Origin of the sequence: cyanobacterium endosymbiont of Rhopalodia gibberula, assembly GCF_003574135.1 — a bacterium.
GTDB lineage: Bacteria > Cyanobacteriota > Cyanobacteriia > Cyanobacteriales > Microcystaceae > Rippkaea.
In genome coordinates, this window is record NZ_AP018341.1 from 970,986 (window position 1) to 993,838 (window position 22,853).

Annotated in this window: 18 protein-coding genes; 12 read left to right on the plus strand and 6 right to left on the minus strand. The window is 34.5% G+C overall.

The features are described 5' to 3' along the window. Positions 1-560: 560 nt before the first annotated feature. From alaS to RGRSB_RS11030, 11 genes are all read left to right on the plus strand, one after another. Complete coding sequence (alaS, locus tag RGRSB_RS03150) at positions 561-3,209, plus strand: alanine--tRNA ligase (protein WP_172582023.1); 2,649 nt, start codon at positions 561-563, stop codon at positions 3,207-3,209. A 562-nt stretch (positions 3,210-3,771) separates the two neighbouring features. Further along, on the plus strand, positions 3,772-3,873 hold the full coding sequence (locus tag RGRSB_RS10450; RefSeq protein WP_232014563.1) for a cytochrome P450: 102 nt from the start codon (positions 3,772-3,774) through the stop codon (positions 3,871-3,873). Further along, positions 3,870-4,037: a hypothetical protein gene (locus RGRSB_RS10000; RefSeq protein ID WP_172582024.1), complete on the plus strand. Its 168-nt coding sequence runs from the start codon at positions 3,870-3,872 to the stop codon at positions 4,035-4,037. Before RGRSB_RS10450 ends, RGRSB_RS10000 begins: the two co-directional genes overlap by 4 nt. Positions 4,038-4,091: 54 nt before the next feature. Continuing rightward, complete coding sequence (locus tag RGRSB_RS03155; protein ID WP_145961878.1) at positions 4,092-4,346, plus strand: cytochrome P450; 255 nt, start codon at positions 4,092-4,094, stop codon at positions 4,344-4,346. A 139-nt stretch (positions 4,347-4,485) separates the two neighbouring features. Next, complete coding sequence (locus RGRSB_RS03160; protein ID WP_119259806.1) at positions 4,486-7,500, plus strand: UPF0182 family protein; 3,015 nt, start codon at positions 4,486-4,488, stop codon at positions 7,498-7,500. Beyond that, positions 7,497-8,258 carry an SDR family NAD(P)-dependent oxidoreductase gene (locus RGRSB_RS03165; protein WP_119259807.1) on the plus strand — a complete coding sequence of 254 codons (762 nt, stop codon included), beginning with the start codon at positions 7,497-7,499 and terminating at the stop codon, positions 8,256-8,258. Before RGRSB_RS03160 ends, RGRSB_RS03165 begins: the two co-directional genes overlap by 4 nt. Before the next feature lie 1,012 nt (positions 8,259-9,270). Beyond that, a complete protein-coding gene (locus RGRSB_RS03170; protein WP_119259808.1) occupies positions 9,271-9,651 on the plus strand; it encodes a hypothetical protein in 381 nt (126 codons plus the stop codon). Between the two features lie 340 nt (positions 9,652-9,991). Further along, a complete protein-coding gene (locus tag RGRSB_RS03175) occupies positions 9,992-10,117 on the plus strand; it encodes a hypothetical protein (protein ID WP_420823001.1) in 126 nt (41 codons plus the stop codon). A gap of 985 nt (positions 10,118-11,102) precedes the next feature. Continuing rightward, the gene (locus tag RGRSB_RS03180) at positions 11,103-11,813 is read left to right on the plus strand and encodes a DUF1997 domain-containing protein (protein WP_119259809.1); all 711 of its coding nucleotides are present in this window, start codon (positions 11,103-11,105) and stop codon (positions 11,811-11,813) included. Positions 11,814-12,276: 463 nt separating this feature from the next. Continuing rightward, positions 12,277-12,390: a P-loop domain-containing protein gene (locus RGRSB_RS03185; protein ID WP_119259810.1), complete on the plus strand. Its 114-nt coding sequence runs from the start codon at positions 12,277-12,279 to the stop codon at positions 12,388-12,390. Positions 12,391-12,526: 136 nt separating this feature from the next. Further along, positions 12,527-12,631: a P-loop domain-containing protein gene (locus tag RGRSB_RS11030; RefSeq protein ID WP_119260933.1), complete on the plus strand. Its 105-nt coding sequence runs from the start codon at positions 12,527-12,529 to the stop codon at positions 12,629-12,631. Positions 12,632-14,874: 2,243 nt separating this feature from the next. On the opposite strand, the gene RGRSB_RS03195 is transcribed toward RGRSB_RS11030, so the two are convergent. From RGRSB_RS03195 to RGRSB_RS03205, 5 genes are all read right to left on the minus strand, one after another. Next, the gene (locus tag RGRSB_RS03195; protein WP_119259811.1) at positions 14,875-15,666 is read right to left on the minus strand and encodes an MlaE family lipid ABC transporter permease subunit; all 792 of its coding nucleotides are present in this window, start codon (positions 15,664-15,666) and stop codon (positions 14,875-14,877) included. A 2,157-nt stretch (positions 15,667-17,823) separates the two neighbouring features. Continuing rightward, entirely contained in the window at positions 17,824-17,973 is a 150-nt protein-coding gene (locus RGRSB_RS10005; RefSeq protein ID WP_172582025.1) for a hypothetical protein, read from the minus strand. A gap of 157 nt (positions 17,974-18,130) precedes the next feature. Continuing rightward, entirely contained in the window at positions 18,131-18,292 is a 162-nt protein-coding gene (locus RGRSB_RS10455; protein WP_232014564.1) for a DUF5989 family protein, read from the minus strand. Continuing rightward, complete coding sequence (locus RGRSB_RS03200) at positions 18,292-18,699, minus strand: SxtJ family membrane protein (RefSeq protein ID WP_119259812.1); 408 nt, start codon at positions 18,697-18,699, stop codon at positions 18,292-18,294. The genes RGRSB_RS10455 and RGRSB_RS03200 overlap by 1 nt, the downstream gene beginning before the upstream one ends. 44 nt (positions 18,700-18,743) lie before the next feature. Further along, positions 18,744-20,594 (minus strand): carbamoyltransferase family protein, encoded by a 1,851-nt coding sequence (locus RGRSB_RS03205; protein WP_119259813.1) that lies wholly within the window; start codon positions 20,592-20,594, stop codon positions 18,744-18,746. A gap of 840 nt (positions 20,595-21,434) precedes the next feature. Here RGRSB_RS03205 and RGRSB_RS03210 point away from each other — a divergent pair. Beyond that, complete coding sequence (locus RGRSB_RS03210; RefSeq protein WP_420823002.1) at positions 21,435-21,587, plus strand: chlorophyll A-B binding protein; 153 nt, start codon at positions 21,435-21,437, stop codon at positions 21,585-21,587. Between the two features lie 123 nt (positions 21,588-21,710). Here RGRSB_RS03210 and rpoD read toward each other — a convergent pair whose 3' ends face one another. Then, complete coding sequence (rpoD, locus tag RGRSB_RS03215; protein WP_119259815.1) at positions 21,711-22,850, minus strand: RNA polymerase sigma factor RpoD; 1,140 nt, start codon at positions 22,848-22,850, stop codon at positions 21,711-21,713. Positions 22,851-22,853 lie beyond the last annotated feature (3 nt).

Sequence of the window (22,853 nt, forward strand, 5' to 3'; positions counted from 1 at the left end):
TAAAATATAACAAGCAAAATCGACAAATCAATCAATAAGGTGGATTTTTACTTATGGAATGTTAGATAATGGAATCTAATAGCTTAAACAGTTTAATCTTTTTCGACTCTATAAAAATTTTTTACTGACTTATAAAATTTAAGTCTCCTTATTTTAGAAATTTTATTTAAAAAATAGAGATTTTTTAAAATCAAGATAGGTAATCGATTAACAAAATACAAGTAAAATAAAAATTTTACCGAGGACTTCTAACTATAGAGTCGTCATAATATCGTAACAATACTTTATCTATCTTTTTAATTCTTTTTTGAAGTTTTAAAGTAAAAAAAGCAAAGATCTAGCTAATTTTCTCACTTTTTAGTTGAGATCTTTAGCTCTAAACTGCGCTATGGACTCTTCAATTAACGTACGTTTTATTATTATTTATGTAAATCACCAAGATCCTATCAAAATTTTTTCATCCACACAACAATGTGACATGATAGATAAATCATGCTACATTCCCCAAAATACCACAATAATGAAAATATGATCACGATAGACTTCTATTGGTAACTTCTATGGCTAGAATTTCTAAAACTCCTGAATCACTTACAGGTACTCAAATTCGAGAAAAATTTCTTAAATTCTACGAAGAAAAACAACATAAAATATTACCTAGCGCATCTTTAATCCCAGAAGATCCTACCGTACTTTTAACCATTGCAGGGATGTTACCTTTTAAACCTATCTTCTTGGGAAAACAAAAACCAAACTATCCTCGGGCTACCACTTCGCAAAAGTGTATTCGTACTAATGATATCGAAAATGTGGGACGTACTGCGAGACACCATACCTTTTTTGAGATGTTGGGCAATTTCAGTTTTGGGGATTATTTTAAAGAACAAGCGATTGCCTACGCTTGGGAATTATCAACTCAAGTATTTAAATTACCTCCAGAAAACCTTGTTGTGAGCGTTTTTGAGGACGATGACGAAGCGTTTGCAATTTGGCGCGACAAAATTGGTATTCCTCCTCGTCGCATTCAAAGAATGGGGGAAAAAGATAACTTTTGGAAAGTAGGACCCACGGGACCTTGTGGACCTTGTTCAGAGATGTATTATGACTTTTATCCTGAATTGGGGGACAATAATATTGATTTGGAAGATGACTCTCGTTTCATCGAGTTTTATAATTTGGTGTTCATGCAATATAACCGTGATGCAGAAGGGAATCTAACCCCGTTAGAAAATAAAAATATTGATACAGGAATGGGGTTAGAACGGATGGCTCAAATTCTGCAAAAAGTTCCTAATAATTATGAAACAGATCTGATTTTTGCTATTGTTGAAAATGCAGCAAAAATTGCGGGAATTAACTATAGAAAAACGGACGAAAAAACCAAAATATCTCTAAAAATAATTGGCGATCATGTACGGTCCGTAGTTCAGATGATAGCTGATGGAATTACTGCTTCAAATACAGATCGCGGTTATGTATTACGTCGATTGGTTCGTCGAGTTATCCGTCATGGTCGGTTAATTGGAATAAATGGGGAATTTATCACGAAGGTTGCTGAAACAGCAATGCAACTTTCTGAAAAAGAATATCCTAATGTTAGAGAACAAGAAACACTAATTAAAGAAGAATTGCAACGAGAAGAATCCCGTTTCTTAGAAACATTAGAACGCGGAGAAAAACTATTAGCAAAAATTATTGAGAACACCGATAAAAACAGTAAAATTTTAGGAGTGGATGCATTTATACTTTATGATACTTATGGGTTCCCTCTAGAATTAACCCAAGAAATTGCAGAAGAACAGGGGTTGACTGTTGATGTTGAAGGCTTTGAAGTAGCTATGAAAGAGCAGAGAGAACGGTCAAAAGCTGACCATGAGATCATTGATTTAACCGTGCAAGGTAGCTTGGATAAATTGATTGGATATATCAATCCTACAATTTTTTTAGGCTATACAGAACCTAAAACAACAGCTAAAGTAAAAGCAATTTTGGTAAAAGGAAAACTAGTTAACAATGCGACATCAGGAACCGATATTCAAATTATTTTAGATCAAACTCCTTTTTACGGAGAGTCGGGAGGACAAATCGGTGATTGCGGTTATTTAACTGGGGATAATTTACTGGTTTGTATCGAAGAAGTTAAGAAAAAATCGGATATTTTTATTCATTTTGGACGAGTTGAACGAGGAACTGTTGAAGTAGAAAATACTATTATCGCAACTATTAATAACGCCTGTCGTCATCGGGTTCAAGCACATCATACTGCTACCCATTTGTTGCAAGCGGCATTGAAGAAAGTAGTTGATGATTCTATTTCTCAGGCAGGATCATTAGTAAACTTCGAACGCTTGCGTTTTGATTTTAATTGTATCCGTGACATAAGACCGGAAGAATTACAAGAGATTGAGACTTTAATCAATAGTTGGATCTCCGAAGCACACGACACCCAGACATCAATTATGGAGTTAAAAAAAGCTAGGGAGAAAGGAGCAATTGCTATGTTTGGAGAGAAATATAGCACAGAAGTTCGGGTGATAGATATTCCAGGAGTTTCTATGGAATTGTGTGGGGGAACTCATGTTAAGAATACTGCTGAGATTGGGCTATTTAAAATCATTTCTGAAAGTGGTATTTCTTCGGGAGTAAGGCGTATTGAGGCGGTAGCAGGTCATGCAGTTTTAGAATATTTAAATGTGCGGGAAATGGTGGTCAAAGAACTTTGTGATCGCTTTAAAATTAAACCAGAAGAAATTAGCGGTCGTATTAAATCTTTGCAATCTGAATTGAGAACTACTCAGAAAACATTAGAAATAGTAAAACAGGAACTTGCTATTGCCAAATCTGACCAATTGTTGAGTGAAGCTGAGGCAGTTGGTTCCTTCAAAATTTTAGTTTCAGATATGGGATTTATTGAGGGAAAAGCTTTAAAAATTGCGGCGGAAAGACTACAACAAAAATTAGGAGAAGCTGCGGTTATTTTAGCTTCAGTTTCCAGTGATGGAAAGGTTAATTTAGTAGCTGCATTTAGTAAAAAAGTTAACAAAGAAAAGAAACTGATGGCAGGTAAGTTCATCGGTGAAATTGCTAAAATCTGTGGAGGAGGTGGCGGAGGTCATCCTAATTTAGCCCAAGCAGGGGGAAGAGATACTGAGAAGTTGGCTGAAGCTTTATTAACAGCCAAACAGCAGTTAGTAGAGAAGTTGCAATAATGGTTAAAAAGGGGTAAAGAGAAATTATTTTACTTTTTTTTACCTCAACCACCATTCTAAAATCAATGCTTTCCAAGATACAAGTCATCATCTTAGGTGGAGCAAAAATTTTAAGAGATAAACTACATAAATTGATTCCACAAACCAATACTATTTGAGTAGTTAAAGTATTGGCAATACTAGTGCTTATGAATCAGAGAGTAGATTTATATCAATTCAATAAATTAAGTAAGTACTGTCTTTCCGGTGTGAGTTTTCATTACTGTTTAAGTAGTTATTCTTATTTACTCATAACCATCTCACTATACAAATGACACTTTCATTGAAGAGTTAGCCTAAAGACTCCAAAGTCTTATGTGTCAATTAACCGACTTACTTGAGTTCCCTATGGTCTCAGCCATACCCTCTTTTCTTTCCCTACAAATAAAAAGATAGGGAAATCTGGAGTTTTTGGGCTAAATTTCTGTGATAACATAACCAAATTGATGAATAGATTTATGCAGAAATAAGCACTTGCCATTCTAACCGGAATCTCAACTGTACAGATAATTTTTCCTTGCTAATGGAAGCGTGGGAGAAAACAGGAGAAACCTTTAACGATAATGAATTACCTGATGAATTAGTAGTCCTATTAATTGCAGTTCATGAAACAAGACAGCAATGACTTGTAATTTATATTGGCTTCATCGTTCCTCCGACGTTAAAGAAAAACTTTCCAAGGAGTTAGCTAATCTTGGATATTCCCTTAATCCAATGGCAACCTTTTGTATTGCTTATTTAACATCGCCACCAGTGAAATTTGTACAATTTCACTGGTGGCGATGTTAACTTTTCCAAAAGTCGCACAAACAAAAATCTCGACCGGTTTTTGGCTATTCTATTGTGTCAAGGACCCTTGTTATGGGACGTATCTACTTGACCTTGCAACGGGAAGACCTTTATGCTAGTACTCGTGAGTTCAGACCAGAACGTTTTTTAGAATGGCAATATTTTCCTTATGAGTTCATTCCTTTTAGAGGTGAAGTTTATAGTTGTTTGGGAGAAGCTTTGGCTCAATTCGAAATAAAGTTAGTTCTGGGTACTATTGTCTCAGGTTATCAACTGAAGTTGTTGGGAAGAACAACCCGAAAATTATAACGCCGTGGCTTTACTTTAATCTCCAAGTCAGGGAGTTAAAATGATTAAGTCTAAAATCCTAGACAATTCACCTCAAAGAACGATCCAACCTAATAGGGTCTAACGTAAAACTCTTGATTTTCTATTATCTGCATCCTGAATGTTTAAACCCTCCACCGATAGTATCTTTAAAGTCCTAGGCAGTCTATTTGGACTGTGGTTAGCCTTTGAATTACTCTCCCATCTGGTAGTGGAGTCTCTTTGGTTTCATGAGTTAGGCTATCTGAATTCCTTTTTGAAGCGTTTACTGTGGCAATTTGGGCTATTTGGTGTGACAACAGGATTTTCTCTTGGGTTTTTACTAAATAACTTACACCAAGCACAGTATTATCAATGGCATTCTATCCCAGAACCCTTTTTTTCCCAGAAAGAACGACAAAGGGAAAATAGGAGCAATCACACTCAAAAAAACTATCAAACCTCATTTCCGGAATCCCGTTCCTTTGGCCTGTCTTGTTTATTAACCCTAGTGTTGTTCCTGGGAACACTGATAGGCTTGATGTTACTGTACTATAGTCAAGTTGTTTATGATATTTGGACCCCTGATTTAACTCTTCCCAATGTAACTCCCCCGCTTCCCTCTCCTTTTTATCTTAATTCCATACCAAAACTTTTGTCTAAAATTTCCCAACATCTTTGGAAGGTTGGAGTTGTTGGGGGATTGATTCTTTTGACTATATTGAAGAGAAAATCCTATCTAAAAGCCATGTCCATCATTTTTAGTATCATTTTTGGCTTGGTAATATCAGGAAATTGGACAAAAATTCTTCAGTATTTTAATTCAACCTCTTTTTCAGCTACAGATCCTCAATTTGGTAGAGATATCAGTTTCTATGTCTTTGAGTTACCGTTTTGGAAATTGTTTAATTTTTGGCTAGGTGGACTATTTCTCTACAGCTTTGTCTCCGTTAGTCTCATCTATCTCCTATCGGCTAACAGTCTTTCTCAAGGAGAATTTCCAGGTTTCTCGCGCCACCAACTACGTCATCTGTATCTATTAGGCGGTTTAACTATCTCGATTGTAGGATTGCGACATTGGTTAAACCGTTATGATATTCTATATTCTCCCCGTGGAGTGGTTTATGGGGCAAGTTACACTGATGTTCATGTGTCATTACCCGTGGATACTACCCTATGTATCTTAGTCACCGTGATCGCTGTTTGGTTACTCCTTAAAGCCATAACAGGATTCGGTTCCCCCCTCCCTATGCAACTTATTAAAAAGAAGAATAGACCTCGTTTCCCTTTTTCTACTCTTCCTTTTGTTTTATATTCAATAATTCTCATTTTTGGTTCATTTGCGACTGGAGTGGTTCAAAGTTTTGTGGTTCAACCGAATGAATTAGGCCGAGAACGCCCTTATATTGAACGAAGTATTGCCTTAACCCGCGCCGCGTTTAATTTAGATAAAATTAAAATCGAAACCCTTGATGCTACTGGAACTCTGACAAATGAAGATCTGCAAGATAATCGCCTAACTATCAAAAATATCCGTCTGTGGGATGCTCGTCCTCTACTGCAAACAAACCGTCAACTGCAACAGATTCGTCTTTATTATAAATTTCCTGATGCAGACATTGATCGTTACAGTATTCCTATAGAAAATGAATGTTTATCCCCTAATATAGCTAAACAACAGGTATTAATTGCAGCCAGGGAGCTCGATTATAATGAAGTTCCTGAACAGGCTAAAACTTGGGTTAACAAACATTTAATTTACACTCACGGCTATGGATTTACCCTGTCTCTAGTCAATCGAGTCGATCAAGGGGGATTACCATTCTACGTTGTCCAAAATATTGGGACAACCAGCAATGCAGGGGAATTACAAACTCCAAGTGCTAATATTTGTGACAGTATTCCCATTGATAACCCTCGTATCTACTTTGGGGAATTGACCGATACTTACATTATGACTAATACGGAGGTGCAAGAATTAGACTATCCCAGCGGTCAGGATAATGCTTACAATATCTATGATGGTCAAGGAGGTATCCCTATTAGTTCGGCGGTACGACGACTACTATTTGCGGAGTATCTCAAAGACTGGCAAATGCTGTTTACAAAAAATTTTACATCCCAGACTCGTTTGTTGTTTCATCGTGATATTAACCGTCGTATTCGTAAAATTGCCCCTTTTCTGCACTTTGATCACGATTCTTATTTAGTCAGTGCAAAGGTAGATGACTCTAACTCTAATAGGTTAGTCAGTTCGAGTACCCTCTATTGGATTATTGATGCCTATACCACCAGTGGTGGCTATCCTTATTCTGATCCAGGAAAACACAACTTTAACTATATTCGCAACTCCGTCAAGATCGTAATTGATGCCTATAATGGAGACGTGCAATTCTATGTAGTTGACCCCAGTGATCCCATCATTCAAACCTGGCAACAAATTTTTCCAAACTTATTTAAACCTCTAGAAGAAATGCCTATCACCCTCAAGGCGCATATCCGTTATCCCAAAGACTTGTTTAATACCCAATCAGAAAGACTGTTAACCTATCACATGACTGATGCTCAGGTATTTTACAATCGTGAAGATCAATGGCGTATTCCCCAGGAAATCTATGGGAGAGAACGACAACCCATTGAACCTTATTATCTCTTGATGCGTGTGACTGGAAAGTCTCAAGAATTTATTTTAATTAACTTTTTTACTCCTACAAGTCGTAATAACTTAATTTCAGGTTTATTTGCTCAGTCTGATGGACAAAATTATGGCAAATTGAATTTGATTCAATTACCCAAGCAACGAGTCATTTATGGACCTGAACAAATTGAGGCTTTAATTAATCAAGACCCAGTAATTTCTCAACAGATTTCCCTTTGGAATCGTCAGGGATCTCGTGTTATTCAAGGTAATCTTTTAGTCATTCCTTTCTTTCCTGAACAATCTCTTCTTTATGTAGAGCCCTTATATTTAGAAGCAGAACAAAATAGTCTTCCGACTTTGGTAAGGGTCATCGTGATTTATGAAAATAAAATTGTTATGGCCCAAAATTTAGATAAGGCACTTCAATCAATTTTTGAACCCTCACAATCTACTCCTGAGACAATTATTCGATCTCTTACAGAAGGAGAAGGACGAACATTACCAGAATTAAAATGAACAATTATCAGACTAAGACTAACGCTCTAATTTTTGGAGCATCAAGAGGAATTGGTTTAGGGTTTGTTAAAGCTCTCCTCGAAAAACAGGACGTCAATATTTATGCAACTTATCGTCGGAGAAATGTATCCACCGAATTACTTTCCTTGGAAACTACACATCCCCAGGCACTCCATTGCTTAGCAGTAGACGTAACAAAAGAAGACCAAATTGCCAACCTTTCGGATTATATACAGCAAACGGAATCTAAACTTCATCTAGTGATTAACTGTGTGGGAATTTTACATCAAGGAGCCTTACAACCTGAGAAAAGTGTCGGACAGATTCATTCAGAAAACTTGGTTTATTATTTCCGAGTCAATAGCATTGCTTCGGCTTTAATTGCTAAGCATTTTCTACCGTTATTTTGTCATTCAAATAAAAGTATCTTGGCTTTTATTGGTGCAAAAATAGGGAGTATTAGTGATAATAATTTAGGAGGTTGGTATGGCTATCGCGCTTCCAAAGCTGCTCTGAACATGTTGATGAGAACGATTGCCATAGAGTATGGTCGCAAATGCCCTCAAACAATTGTGGTTAGTTTACATCCTGGAACGACTGATACAGATTTATCAAAACCTTTTCAAAAAAACATTCCCCCTCATCAGTTATTCTCAATAGAGAGAACGGTCAATCAACTACTAAAAGTGATTAATAGTTTGACTGAAGACGACAGTGGATATTTTTTCTCCTGGGATGGCAATCGTGTGCCCTGGTAGCATCATTAAAGTTAAGACTTAACTTTAATGATGGGAACTCATTTACCATCGATTGATTTTTGATTGGCGTAATTGACATTGTTCTCGATTAAACTTAATCTATTCTTCGATTAAGACAGTACTCTCTTTAATTAAAAGTATACATATACTATCTGGTTTCGACTAAAACTAACAGACTTCCCATAAAAATTAATCCCGTCACCAAAAATTGCCATCTCATCACATAAGAAAGAAGAGTGATGCTTAATATCTAATGCCTAATACATAGATTATTCCTGCCAAGCCTAAAGCACAGGACTTAAGACTTAAGTCCTCACCCCGTTAATTAAGTATTCGATAGCACATAATCCTAACCAAAGATGAGATAAGTGCATTGATACCTAACTCCACAAAAAAATAGCACAGTCATTAAGAATAACTCGCACTAAACATCAAAGATAGCTCAAATACAGAGTATCTATCGGACGCTTTTGACTTTTACCCAAAAGAGGTAGAACCGATCATTATAGTTGTTCCTATTTCGATGAGGAAAGACCAAAAATTGATTGGCTTGTCCGCCTGACAGGAGCAAATCGAGAAGTCAGAAAATAGCTACTGGTAACAGATGTAAAACAACACAAACTTGATTGTAATTGCCTAAATAGTGTCGTTATAAACGTAAAAATAGTTGATATAGATTCAAAAAACTTATTGAAGATATAAAACTATGTAAATCTCAACTGTTAGTTTTTTAACTAACAATTGAGTTAGTTCACTTAACATATAAGTATGATCTTGTTTTATAAGAGAGTTTATTTTCCTTGAAAATCGATCCCTTTCAATGATTAAGTCTTCTCGACTTATTTATTTCGATGTTTTTCCGTCAACCTTCTGTTTACAGTTATGATGGTGGCAGGTGATTTGTTACACTAATCTGCAAACAAATCCTACCCGCAAAGCATTGTCTTAGACGTGAGTTCTAAATATTTTAGAGTCGTACTTATGTTGGCGATGAATAACTGAGGATACTCCCGTGAATAATAAGTTCCCCAAATTTGTCTGGCTTAATAACTTCGGATTTAGCTGCTCATTAACATTCTTGTTGTTGGGGCTGTTTTTGGGTTCGGTAGGGTTAGGATGGATCTTTAATAGTTTACTTATCCTTGTCGTTTTGATTTTTATTGCTCCAGCGATCATTATATGGAGAGTACGCTGGTGGCTTCAACGGGATTTAGTTGAAGATAAATGTCCAGTCTGTGGTTATGGGTTTACGGGATTTAATAAGATCGAAGGCCAATGTCCCAATTGTGGTGAACCTCTCAAGATAGAAGGAGGGCATTTTCATCGCGTTATACCACTAGATACAATTGATATCGATGCCGTAGAAGTCTCTGTCAATCAATTGGAAGACTGATTGAACAAATTCTATAGATGGCTGATTGTAATGTATGATAGTTATCGAGATCCAGTTTTTAGTGAGTGATTGCAAAGTAACTGTTACATAATTTAAATTTACGTCAGCTTTTAGCAAAGAGAATTTGCTGTGTGTTATAAACTAGCTTGTAATTTTTTAATTTAGACTTTTTTAAAAAACTAAAGCAAGATTAGTCCTTGAGACATAAGGAATGTGTCTCGGAGATAGTTTTCTCTCCTACAAGTAAGGCTCCTTGGCGGATGAAAGTGAAAACTTCACATCATGAAAGAAAACACTCGGGTAAAAAGCAGATAATCAATGTCTTGTAAAGTCAAAATCTATGCCACTTGTATCAGCTGTACTCAATACGTCAGGGTTTGTCTCCTTGATGTTTTGGCGACGTTCCCCTGGAATAGCTGTGGAGTTGGTCGGATCCTTCGTTTCCTTGTATAGAAGACTGTATTGATTGTAAGCGATGTAAAATAACCTGCCCTACTAAGTTCTGAAGTGTATGTATCTATTCATGGACAAAGACCACTCGTAATATAGGTATTGCCTACTTAGGATATCTGACTTTAAGTATGCGGTATGTTAACATTTTTTCAAAATCTAAGCAGCTTTTCTACATGGAGAGAGCAATTTACTCCTTTTTTCGCATTTTTTACAAAATTAATTGTAGTGGAGCAGTTGAAATGCAGGTTATACGCAAATTTTTGCTACTTTTCGTTGTGTAATACTTCTTTTAAACAAAGTATATGCTGATGACATCAAAATGGAATACGAATAGTCTTTACTCTCAAAACTGCCAGTATAAACAATTTTATTAAGTTAATCTACTATTTTGCAGGTGGATTTCCACCTGCTTTTTCTAATGTAAAACTGACCAAAGAAAGTTTAATAAGTAAAAAAACTTGAACACAAACAGAGAAGAGACAAAAACAAACTGTTTAATCTCATGATCTTTAGCTAAATTAACAAAATTTTTAGTTCTTTGATAAGAACTATCTGATACGGTCCTGTCAGTTCAAAACTGGGTCTAGCTCCAGTAACACTAGGTAATCTATTCTAATTAGTAACAGTCTTGGTCAAACTCTCTGATTTAAGAACATCGCCAACAACCAACTCAATTTCAAAATGAGAAGTCTTTTTAGCTGTTTCTAAAATATTGACTAGGATTTTAATCGAAATTTGATGACTAGTCAATTATTGGATAATATATCCCCTTATCTATCCTACCAATAATGCTTTCATCTGTCTCTCCTCACGTTGTTTATTTTACTGGACTGATTCGACTTATATTTACCAGTCTAGATACTTAAAACCTGATAAGGTTGCCTAGTATTTTTTTTTAAAATAAAGTACAACAATAATTGGTTGTTCCTTTTTTTTTCTGGAAAAAGAGAGCCTTTCAACAGATTAAGTTAACTTTAAATATTCTATAAAGGTTTGCTATGGAATGCCAATGGACTGAAAATAACTCGACTGATGTGTCTCAACTATCGGAACTCCTTGTAGAAAACCCGATTTGTTTCCAGACGCAGTTTGTTGGCTATATGGAAATGTACAGTGCTCAGCAAACGGTAACTGACTATCTTAATGCTCATCAGGGATGGTTTTGTCGTTGTGCTGAACCGATGAAAACTGAAACTATGGGAGAAAATGGTTATATCTTATCGGTAGGACGATTTGGTTCTTTTGGATACGAAGTGGAACCCAAAATAGCTGTAGTTTTATTATCATCTCAAGATGGGGTGTACCGAATGAATACTATTCCTCTTCCTGAAGAATCTAATTTAGGTTATGAGATAGATTACAAGGCTTCTATGCAATTAGAAGAAGTTTCTGCCAAACTAGCAGGAGAGGGAATAAGAAAAGCTTATAAAAAGCAAAGTTTATCTCAGTTACCAGACGTGATCACTGAAGTTCGATGGCAATCACAGATAGATGTTGCTATCCAATTTCCTAAATTTATTCACAAGTTACCTTCAAGAGTAATTCAGCAAACGGGTGATCTCCTTTTAAGTCAGATTATTCGCCAAATTTCTCCCCGTTTAACTTATAAAGTTCAAGAAGACTTTCATACTTATCGTCATCTTCCCATCCCCCCGAAAAGTAGTCGCTACTTAGAGAGGGTCATGGTTTCTAAAAAAGAAACTGTCTAAAATAAGGTTTAACAACTGAAAGGAAATCTGATACAAGCCTAGCTGTATTTTTGTCTAACTAATTAGGACGATAGTGAGACTAATTAATCGAGCTCGAATGAGCTTAGAATAGAAAAGTAGCGATTGCTAGATACTAGGCTGCCTGAAAATTCAGCTTTTAGGTAGATTATTTAAGAAAGAGAAGGATTATGAAATTATTAGAGGCGTGAAAAAAAAAGAAGAAAGCAATTCTATATTGAGCGTACCTTTAAATATAAGAACATTGATCCTCAAACCTTGTAAAATCACGTCAAAAAGGCAGAATATACCGACGACTGGTTATGATGGAAACTCAATGATAAATAATTAATAATTTTTGTATATAATTGAGCAATTCTAGTGCAACTGAGTGGAGTTAATCTCCGTTTTCTATAAAAGAATACAATTCCTTTTCAATTGCTAAAATTATGGCATCATTTGAGAGATGAGTGTCTCCCAGGGTACCATCTTAATTGTAGGTGGTAATTATCGTGGCAGACTAACCCTACTTAGAACAGTAGGATCAGGAGTTTATCACCCTATTATAGGGGATAGATGATAATTTATAGTCACGAATCCAGAAGTAATTGAAATTAGTCCTAAAATATAGACGAAGTATTGTGGGGGTAGATATTTATTTTTTTATTAATCGGTTGTCCTAACAAAGTTCTACCGAGAATTTTCCAACAACTAATATTAATGAAAGTAGCTCCCATATTGAAGCTTTTGAAGCGGGGGCTAGTGTGTTATTAATGGATGAATATACAGCCGCAACCAACTCTATAATCCGTGATCGCTGAATGCAACAATTAAAGTTTAAGATGTAGCGCAGGAAGCTTTTAGGATAGAAGTATTTTGAGGCTTATCGAACCTTGCCGTAAATTTTACATCAAATGATAGCTAATCTAATTAATCAGTGGTTAGGTATCCTAACAGAATTTTCTCAGAGAGATTTAGTTTTTTTCTGTCGTTATGAATTAGCTATAGCTTTAAATAGACTGTGATCTCTTAAAGTTAGAGACTGTTCATAAATAAAACTTTAAGACTTCAGAGTGGGCAAATACTCTAACTATCTTGAGTAATAAGTATATTATCAAATATTTATCCACTCTACACAATAATAAAAGAGTGCTCGCTTAAAGTTAAACTCTAACTAATAAGTTAGATATTTAGTGGAACAATTACTAGATTGGAATAGGCAAATTCTTGTTAAAATAATGGTAGACTTTCTCCAAATGACCTATTTTGATTGTTTCGGTGAAAATAATCCAAGTGAAAAGGACACTAATCATGGATTCTAGTAATAGAATTATAGAAATAAAACCATATAAAAATTTTCACATTAACTAAGCTCAAGATCTCAATATAAGTACTTCTGAGATAATTTACAGACCAATCACAACACACTGAACTTGCCAGGTTACCAGAAAAACTTGACTTTCAGTTAACAGAACAGTATAAACTTATAAAATACTGTTAATTCCACAAAGCTAAACTCTAATAGTTAAGATAGAAAACAGAAAAAATAATTTTCTTATAATTTAAGAAATAACTTCTTAATAGAAGAGCAGACAATAAGGTAGAAATATCACCGAGAAAATAACTATAATTATTTTTAATCCTTAAATTACATAGTAATTATTCCTTCTGAATATAATCGTTATTTTTTATAAAAATTAGGACTCAAAGTAAAATAACAAAGTTTTTTAAACTATAAACCAAGGAGTTAGATTACCTGATCTAATTATATTAGTAATACTAATATTTTCCAAACTGATTTTTTTGAAAAAACTAATAATTTAAATACTGCTAAGTCATAGGAGAGGTTTGAGACTTATCTTAAATATAACCATCTTGAATTGTGAATGAGTGAGAATTAATCTCTCAGCTAATCTAAATTGTTAATACACATATTAATAAACAATTAAATCCTGTCTTGTTTAAACAAATAAAAATAGAAGCAAAATATTTATTTTAAAGCAATTAACGGCTTCTTTTATTAAAGAAAGGCTAAATTAAAAACAATTAGATAGACTTTACAATATGTATGTTTATTTGATCAAATAATTTTGTTCCTATTGTCTTTGTAAAAATAACTATATAGGGTTGAGCCACAATATTGATTGTATTTTTAAAAGTGATTTGAGAAAGAGCGAAGCTTAAAACAGGTTACTTAACGAGTTTTCAATCTTGACAGAAAATGCTGCCAAACCTAAGAAAGTTTTTACTGAGCATAGTGGAGTTGAAATTTTTTACTACAATAGAGAACACTAATTCTTAAAATCTTTACATTTATTGTGCAGCTTTAGCCTAGTTTTTTAAAAAAAATACACAATTTTTACCAAAATTATTGTTAAAAATTAAGACCTTGTCTGACTTAATATTCACTATATAAAGTCTTATATTTTTTGCAATTATTATTGTAATTATTTAAGTTCTATATCTGTACTTTTTACTTTTACTTTAAGCTTATAAACTAAGAGGATTTTAAGATCATTTGTTTAGGTGATTGTAACTAGTTTTATGACTATATCATAACCTCTTAAAACTAAAAAAATAAACCTATAACATAACTTTATTTACCAATTCTTCTCATAATAAGAGAAGAATTGGTAAATTTTTTAGTTTGAAAATAATTATTTTCAAACTAAAATGTTAATGATTTTACATCATAGATCTGGTATGACTAAAATTTCTAAGCTGATAGGTGCAGTTTTTTTGAAAAAAGTTTTAAAAGGACTAGCTGTTTAGATTTTACTTCACAACCAACAGCAAATACCGTAGCATCAGCATAAGTTGGAAAGAGTCTTTTACTGATGCCATCATCGACCAATATTTTGGTTTGGGCTAATTTGATTAATTGAGATCTTTTTGGAGTTAATAGTTAATAGCTTGGCACGCAACGATATGGTGAAAGTGAAGGTTATTAATTTTCAAAAGCTATTAACCCATTAAATCTCCTTTTATCCTTTTTGGTGAGCCTCTGATTTTGAAGCAAGATAAATTAAATTCCTATTGTTAAATGTGTTGGATTGAAGTCTCACTAGAGAGAAGCTGTTCCTGTTCCTTGAAACATAAACCAAGAAAGAAAAAAGTTAACAACAAATACAGCTAATAAGGCTGTTACGACTGCTGTCGTCGTAGACTGTCCTACCCCTTTAGCTCCTCCCGTAGTAGTTAAACCCCAACTACAACCGATCACTGCAATTAAACCACCAAAAACAATTGATTTAATCATCGAAGTCAATAAGTCCCAAAGCTCAAGAAAATTGCGGGCAGATTTTAAAAAAACTACCGGGGAGATATCGTATAAACTATCAGCAATTAATAAACCCCCGACCATCCCAGTCATCAAGGAAAGAAGATTTAAAACTGGCAACATCATACAACAGGCTAAGACACGAGGAACCACTAGGTAATCGATAGGGTCGGTTTTTAGCATATAAAGAGCATCAATTTGCTCCGTTACGCGCATTGTTCCAATTTCGGCGGCGAAAGCTGACCCCACCCGTCCTGCCACCACCACAGCCGTGAGAACAGGGGCTAATTCCCTCGTTAACGCTAAGGATAAAACGCCGCCAACGGTACTAGCTGCGCCAAAATGAATGAATTCCCTAGCTACTTGAATTGTAAATACCATTCCTACAAATCCTGCCGTCACTAAAGCAATTGTTAGGGACTCAGGTCCAACCACACTCATTTGTTCAAGGGTGTTGCGTCGGTGGATTCTGCTTTTCAGCAGGTGAAAAAAGACTTGTCCTCCTAAGAGGATAGCCGCTAGCAACCGCTCAAACCATACAGCAAAACCGCGACGGGTACTTGTCTGGTTAGTCATTGATTTCCTATCTCGTGAATTATGTCTCTTTCATTATCAACCAATGATTCCCAATTCCCCTAGTTTTCATTTTTCTCAAACAAGGACTGTTTCACAAACAAGAGTAAATCGTGGTAAACAGCCACTAGATCTCATAAAGAACCTACTACATGCTTAGATTTTGGGAGAATTCTTATGCCACAACTTAAGTAATGCAATCGGTGGAATTGACGGCGCAAGGATCTTCTCCTTGTTGAATAAGATTCAGTTGAATGGTATCAACCGCAATCGAGCTCGCCAGACTATAAACACAGTTGGAAAGATTGATAATATCTTCAAAGGATATTTTTGCCGGTTCATAGGTATTTACTAAATTAATGACCTGTTGAATTCCTTCTTAGATAACTATCATAATTGAACCTGTTTTATTTTCGATTCGCAATATGATTTGTTCAATCTTTTTAAAAAATTTAGCCGAACAGTCAGATAATTGACAGTATAGTCACAGAAGATCGAGATTGTCTCAATAGATTTCAGCTTCAGCTATAGGCCGAATAATCGTAGTTACTTCCTGATAGGTTCCCTGTTCGTAAGCAACACGATCGTCATTGTGTAGTCTACAATAACCCCTTTTTTGTGCTATTGTCTCTTTCTTTGTAACTTGATTTTAGTGACCGAATTTTAATAATTAGTTTTAATACCTGTGGTGTCTCCTATCCTATCAAGGATTGTTTTGGGTAACCCATCAGGCTGAACATAAAATCACAATGTAGTCTAACAAAAGCAAAACTTCATTAGAACTGTTCTCTTCATTGTTTAATACTTACTCACCTTGGACATAAGAGGAAATATGATTCAGAGACATTTGTTAGAAGTGTTAACTCTTTTTAAGATTGAGTCATTTTATTTTTTCGAATCTTTCGATTAATGGCCAATTCTAAAATGATTTTTTCTTCTTCAATAACAATGGAAGGGATTTTAGGGAAGTTTGTTTTAAGTATAATGTGATCGCCTAAAAATTTTTCTAGATCAGCAATTTAAATCATCCTACTCTATAAATTAATAGCTTTTAGTAGTAAGGTATAGATATTATAAATAAGCGTAGTATGACTAAGAATCTGTTGCATTACTTCCTTAATAGTGGTTGCTGGTAGAATAAGTTTATCCTAAAATGATAAGTGTCAAAGTGAGTATAATTAGTCTGCTGGGGTTTGTGAAGACTGAGTATTAGGGTAAATCCTTGATATTTAAATAAAACTAATTAGGGATTGTTAAACATCTTGATTTTTCATCATCTTTGTTATTAGTTTGTTTGTGAAGAAGATTTTTAATCGTTTTCAAGAGTTAGTTTTTAATAAATAAGGTTAAATATTTATTGTCTCGAATAAATATAGTAATTGCTATCTAAATGGATAGACTGAATCAAAATTACTCATTAACGAAAAAATTTTTGAGAAATGTAGAGAAATAAATTTTTATTTAGATACTAGTTAAATAAGATTAAGATTAACTTCAATAGGTAAGTCTTTTTGGATTTGAGACCAATTATTAATTAACTCTTCAGCTTTTATTGGATCTAACTTGGTAAAAGCTTATAAAGTATAAAAAAAACAAGTTAAACTCGTTTTATATTTTCCGATCATAAATTTATTGATTACACATAATTACTTTAGTACATTTTAGTAAAGTTAGATAACCTAATGAGTTGTTTTTAATCGAATAAATAAACTTTAACTAATCTAATTTTAGTCTTAATTATTTTAGGAAGACAAAATGTAAAATTGAACGGTATTTTTTGAAGAGTTTTCCAAAACTGTGACTTTTTTAAACTCTTTTAAGTGAATGATTGTCCCATTTTCTTTTATATCTAGGTTGTCAACTAATTGGTACTCTCCCATTTTGATTGATGCTTATCAATTATTAACTATTCCTGACATAGAATCTAATTCATGGTCATGAGATAAATAATCAACTATGTTGGATAAACAACTACAGCTTTAATATTTGGATTCAGCGGTCAAATACCCAATCGAATATAAACATAAAACTCAAGAATTTAAAGTAGAACAAAATAATTGGAATCAAGTTCCACTCGAAGCTATTTAATTTGCTAACCGCTTAAGTTTCTATAAATAACTGTTGCGACTAACTAAAAATAAACTAGATAAGTATAATCTGTCAATATAAAGAGATTACAAACATAGCTAAACTTTGATTAATGTCGTTGTTACCGAACTTATCATTTAAAATTTCTACTGTACGAGTAGAAAACAAGAAATGGGCGACAGGTTTTAACTTCCCAGTTTTTCGAGTAAGACTAATCGTCATTCTACTTGTCTCTTTTATCCATTTCAGGAAAAATTTTAGCTGGAAATAAAACTTTATCAATGACATTTACGCTTTTTTACAATTTTTTTATGTTTTTGAGGTCATTAATATATAACAATTCTTTAATTTTCTTTCTCTCAAATTTTGTTCTATTTTTTTAAAATAAAGTATAAATAAAAGGAGCGATCACTGATCCTTGTGTTAATACAATTAAAGTACCTAATAACACTAATGTAATAACTAACGGGACTAACCAATATTTTTTACGCTCATTTAAGAATGCCCAGAGATCTTTTATCAAATCAAAAAAACCTTCCATTAATATGGTTTCTCCATGCTGATTGTGTCTTTAATATAACTTGAAATACGATATGTTTCCAAGCTAGGATTAAATTTTTTTTCCATTGAATCTCGATTAAACAATCGCATAATAAATGCCATAGGAGTAACAATAAAAAAGAAGATTATACCTAAAATAATTCTTGTATTAATCCAAGCAAGTACTTGTGCAACTCTCATCCAATTGTTATAAATTGGATCGAGATACTGGGGAATAAAAGTTGCTAACCCATACATTACTCCTGTGAAAATCCAGGGGGCTAATGGCAACTTATGTCCTAAAATTAAAGGCATAGCCAGCCCAAACAATCCAGAAACAATTGTTCCAGTTAATAGCCCAAAACGTCGTAATTCTTTTCTATTTAACTTAGGAATTTCATAAGACATATCTTTGTATGTAATTCAATAAATTATAAAAAATAATTCTTCTATTAATCTAGTTCAAATTCATATTGCCACTCATTATTTTTCTGCCATTGTAGTTGTTCTGATTTAGCTAGTAAATAATTTTCAATCACTAAATAATCCATCTCAGTACGCATAAAACAACGATAGGCATCTTCAGGAGTACAAACAATTGGTTCTCCTCTAACGTTGAAGGAAGTATTAACTAGTATTCCACATCCTGTTAATGCTTCAAACTCTTTAATTAATTGATAGTAACGAGGGTTAGTTTCAGGATGGACAGTTTGTATTCTTGCCGAATAATCGACGTGGGTAACAGCAGGAATTTGTGAATGAGGAATTTTTAATTTTTCTATGCCAAAAAGTTGCTTCTGTTTATCTATCATTGATAGATGTAAATCTTCTTTGACAGAAGCAACTAATAACATATAGGGACTTGGTTTATCTAAATCAAAATAATCAGAAACTCGTTCAGCCAAAACCGAAGGTGCAAAGGGGCGAAATGACTCTCTATATTTTATTTTTAAATTCATTATTGACTGCATTTTCTTGTTACGAGGATCACCAATAATTGAACGATTTCCTAAAGCACGAGGTCCAAATTCCATACGTCCTTGGAACCATCCAACCACATTTCCTTGAGCAATAATTTTAGCTACTTTAGACAATAATTTATCGTTATCCAGACGAATATATTGAGCGTGAATATCATTAAAATATCTGCCAATTTCTTCATCATGAAATTGAGGACCTAAATAAGTTCCTTGCATTCGATCTAACTCAATTTTAGAATCGCTTATATTCCTGGGATTTTCTAAATATTGATGCCAAATTGCTAAAGCTGATCCAATTGCCCCTCCTGCATCCCCTGCAGCGGGTTGAATCCAAATATTTTTAAATTTACCTTCCCGCAAAATACGCCCATTAGCGACGCAATTTAAAGCAACACCTCCGGCTAAACAAAGGTTATCTACTTCTAATTCTTTGTAAGCTGTATTAGTTAATTTTAAGATAATTTCTTCAGTCACTTTTTGGACTGAAGCTGCAATATCCATCTCTCTTTGAGAGAGCTTACTTTCAGGTTTACGACGAGGTGCACCAAAAAGTTGGTTAAACTTATTGTTAGTCATTGTTAACCCTGTTGCGTAATTGAAGTATTTCATGTTCAGACGGAATGTGCCATCTTCCTTAACATCAATTAAATTTTCTAAAATAATATCAACGTATTTGGGTTCACCGTAGGGAGCTAACCCCATTAGCTTGTATTCTCCAGAGTTAACTTTAAAACCAGTATAGTAAGTGAAAGCAGAATAAAGTAGTCCTAGAGAATGGGGAAAATTGATTTCCCATTGAGGTGTTAATGTATTATTTTTTCCTAGCCATAAAGATGTTGTTGCCCATTCTCCCACTGCATCTAGACACAATACCGCAGCGTCTCTAAAAGGACTGGGGAAAAAAGCAGAAGCTGCATGAGATTGATGATGTTCTGTAAACAATAATGGTGGAAGTTCAGAGGGTTGACAATTAGCAAGTTTAGCTAATTCTCTTTTGATGATGGTCTTAAGATAAAGTTTTTCTTGTAACCAAGCTGACATTGCAACGACAAAAGAACGGAATCCTTGAGGTGCGTACGCTAAATAAGTTTCCAATAGACGTTCAAAAGTAACGATTGGTTTCTCGTAAAAAACAATATAATCGAACTTTTGTAGAGAAGTTTTTGCTTCTGCGAGTATATAGAGAATAGCATTTTTAGGAAACTTTGCATCATGTTTTTTACGAGTGAAGCGTTCTTCTTGGACTGCGGCGATAATAGTTCCTTCTTGAACCAAAGCTGCTGCACTGTCATGATAGTAGGCTGAAATCCCTAAAATTCTCATTTTTCTGTAATCTTCCCCTCTGTTACACCATTGACGATAGAAATCTTAAGTACTTTACAGGTCAAGGTATAAGATATCATAATATGGAATTTCTCAGACTTATGAGCTACACATTAACTCTATTTTCCGTTTCAGCATTTCTTGTTCGGTCACACTAAAAACTCTGCTATTATCCAAGATTCTATCTGTTAATGAGTGAAAGTTAAATAATGCAGAATATAATTTTTGAATATCTGCAATCTTTTTCAGATATATTCAGTGGCCTCATTATAAAAATATATACTATCAATTAAATAATTATTTTCTATATGAAAGCTATTGTTCTTTATATTATTAACTATTTCAATCAATTTTTCAAACTCAAACATACATTTTTTTCTCTATATTTATTCAGATCCTGATTTGTCATTTTTATAACAAATCTCACTGCACTAAGATTAAAGGTTTCAACTTCTCATCATTATCTACCAAATATACCAACTTTATTTTCCAGTGATTATAAGCGACTTCACGTTCTTTTTACTCGATACACTCATCACATTGTAAATATTAGGATGGATTTTTTCCATATCATTCGGAACCTTAAGTAACCCACATATGAAATAACTTTGTTTTAAAATCTCATGTTTAGCTAACAAACAAACTTATCCCAGCATTAATAACAGCTAATTTTTGGCTAGGGTACTTTAAATTCCAATAGTTGACAGAAAGAATGATCTTCAATAAAATTGTCAGACTCTTCATTAATATTCCGTCTTAACCCAGACCTACAGTCTACTGAAGTTAAACACTATTGCTAAATCATTCAAAACTTGTTACTCTGACTTGCAGTAGTTGACGATGTACATTTTTTCTAAATTGCTACTCACCATGACTAATTCTAGTCAATATGAAAAAAGATTTGGTTTCACCGCCTACGCTGAAACTTTGAATGTCCGTCTAGCGATGATTGGTTTTATTGCTGTCTTGATCACTGAGTTAGTGACCGGATAGGGAGTTCTCCATTTCTGGGATCTGCTTTAAACCCGTAGTTTGGGTAATATAATCACCTTTGTTAATTTCGCTGTCTGACTGGGTTCTCCTCAGACAACCCAGTTTTTTAAGTGATTAACTGTACTAACGGACATATTCTTTGAGAATACTATTGCGATTGGGATGTCGCAATTTCCGTAGAGCCTTAGCTTCGATTTGACGAATTCGCTCACGAGTGACATTGAAAATTTGTCCAATTTCCTCTAGGGTTTTCATGCGTCCGTCATCTAAACCATAACGTAAGCGGAGAACATCCCGTTCTCGTGGACTTAAAGTATCCAGAACATTTTCTAAATCTTCCCGCAGTAGATTTTTAGAGACTTCATCTTCTGGATTTTCTCCATCAGCTTCAATAAAATCCCCCAGACGGGAGTCCTCTTCCTTACCAATAGGAGTTTCTAGTGAGATAGGTAATTGGGCTGATTTAGCAATAAAACGAAGCTTCTCGATGGTCATTTCCATACGTGTGGCAATCTCTTCTTCAGTGGGTTTACGGCGCATTTCTTGGGAAAGAATCTTAGTGGTTTTCTTTATTCTAGAAATGGTTTCGTAAAGATGAACTGGAAGGCGAATGGTGCGCGATTGATCGGCAATCGCTCTAGTAATAGCTTGACGAATCCACCAAGTAGCATAGGTCGAGAATTTATAACCCTTTTCGTGGTCAAATTTTTCGGCTGCCCGAATTAAGCCCAGAGATCCTTCTTGAATCAAATCCTGGAAAGATAGCCCCCGATTCATATATTTTTTAGCAATAGAAACTACCAGACGTAGGTTAGAATGAACCATTTTGTCCTTAGCTCTACGCCCTAAAAAGAGACGGCGTTGGAAAGCATGCCAATCAACATTGACGGCTTCTGCCCATTCCTTCTCAGTGGGGAAGCGTCCCATGTGTTCACTAAGTTGTTCTCGAATTCGTTCCAATTCAAGAAGATCAGCAATTTTACGAGCCAATTCAATTTCTTCTTCAGCACGCAAGAGTCGAATACGACCAATTTCTTGAAGATAAACCCGAATTGAATCCTCTGTGTAAGGCTTTTTCTTACTTTGATCGCGACGGCGAGAAGCACTCAGTTTTCGGGTTTTTTTCCCTTCTGGTTCAGTTAGTCCCTCATCGAGTACCACATCATCAGCCGATGCTTGTATGGCTTCATCATCATCGGGGATGAAGAATCCCACATCAATCTGAGGTTCAGTAAGGGTTAATAGCTCATTAGCCTGCGTCATGCC

Bases quoted from the DNA above. Each gene is read 5' to 3' on its own strand.
- RGRSB_RS10000 (WP_172582024.1), top strand. From the start codon at position 3,870: ATGACTTGTAATTTATATTGGCTTCATCGTTCCTCCGACGTTAAAGAA.
- RGRSB_RS10450 (WP_232014563.1), top strand. From the start codon at position 3,772: ATGGAAGCGTGGGAGAAAACAGGAGAAACCTTTAACGATAATGAATTA.
- RGRSB_RS03180 (WP_119259809.1), top strand. From the start codon at position 11,103: ATGGAATGCCAATGGACTGAAAATAACTCGACTGATGTGTCTCAACTA.
- RGRSB_RS03175 (WP_420823001.1), top strand. From the start codon at position 9,992: ATGCCACTTGTATCAGCTGTACTCAATACGTCAGGGTTTGTCTCCTTG.
- RGRSB_RS03160 (WP_119259806.1), top strand. From the start codon at position 4,486: ATGTTTAAACCCTCCACCGATAGTATCTTTAAAGTCCTAGGCAGTCTA.
- RGRSB_RS03185 (WP_119259810.1), top strand. From the start codon at position 12,277: ATGAGTGTCTCCCAGGGTACCATCTTAATTGTAGGTGGTAATTATCGT.
- RGRSB_RS03165 (WP_119259807.1), top strand. From the start codon at position 7,497: ATGAACAATTATCAGACTAAGACTAACGCTCTAATTTTTGGAGCATCA.
- RGRSB_RS03195 (WP_119259811.1), bottom strand. From the start codon at position 15,666: ATGACTAACCAGACAAGTACCCGTCGCGGTTTTGCTGTATGGTTTGAG.
- RGRSB_RS10455 (WP_232014564.1), bottom strand. From the start codon at position 18,292: ATGGAAGGTTTTTTTGATTTGATAAAAGATCTCTGGGCATTCTTAAAT.
- RGRSB_RS03200 (WP_119259812.1), bottom strand. From the start codon at position 18,699: ATGTCTTATGAAATTCCTAAGTTAAATAGAAAAGAATTACGACGTTTT.
- rpoD (WP_119259815.1), bottom strand. From the start codon at position 22,850: ATGACGCAGGCTAATGAGCTATTAACCCTTACTGAACCTCAGATTGAT.
- RGRSB_RS03205 (WP_119259813.1), bottom strand. From the start codon at position 20,594: ATGAGAATTTTAGGGATTTCAGCCTACTATCATGACAGTGCAGCAGCT.
- alaS (WP_172582023.1), top strand. From the start codon at position 561: ATGGCTAGAATTTCTAAAACTCCTGAATCACTTACAGGTACTCAAATT.
- RGRSB_RS03210 (WP_420823002.1), top strand. From the start codon at position 21,435: ATGTACATTTTTTCTAAATTGCTACTCACCATGACTAATTCTAGTCAA.
- RGRSB_RS10005 (WP_172582025.1), bottom strand. From the start codon at position 17,973: ATGACGATTAGTCTTACTCGAAAAACTGGGAAGTTAAAACCTGTCGCC.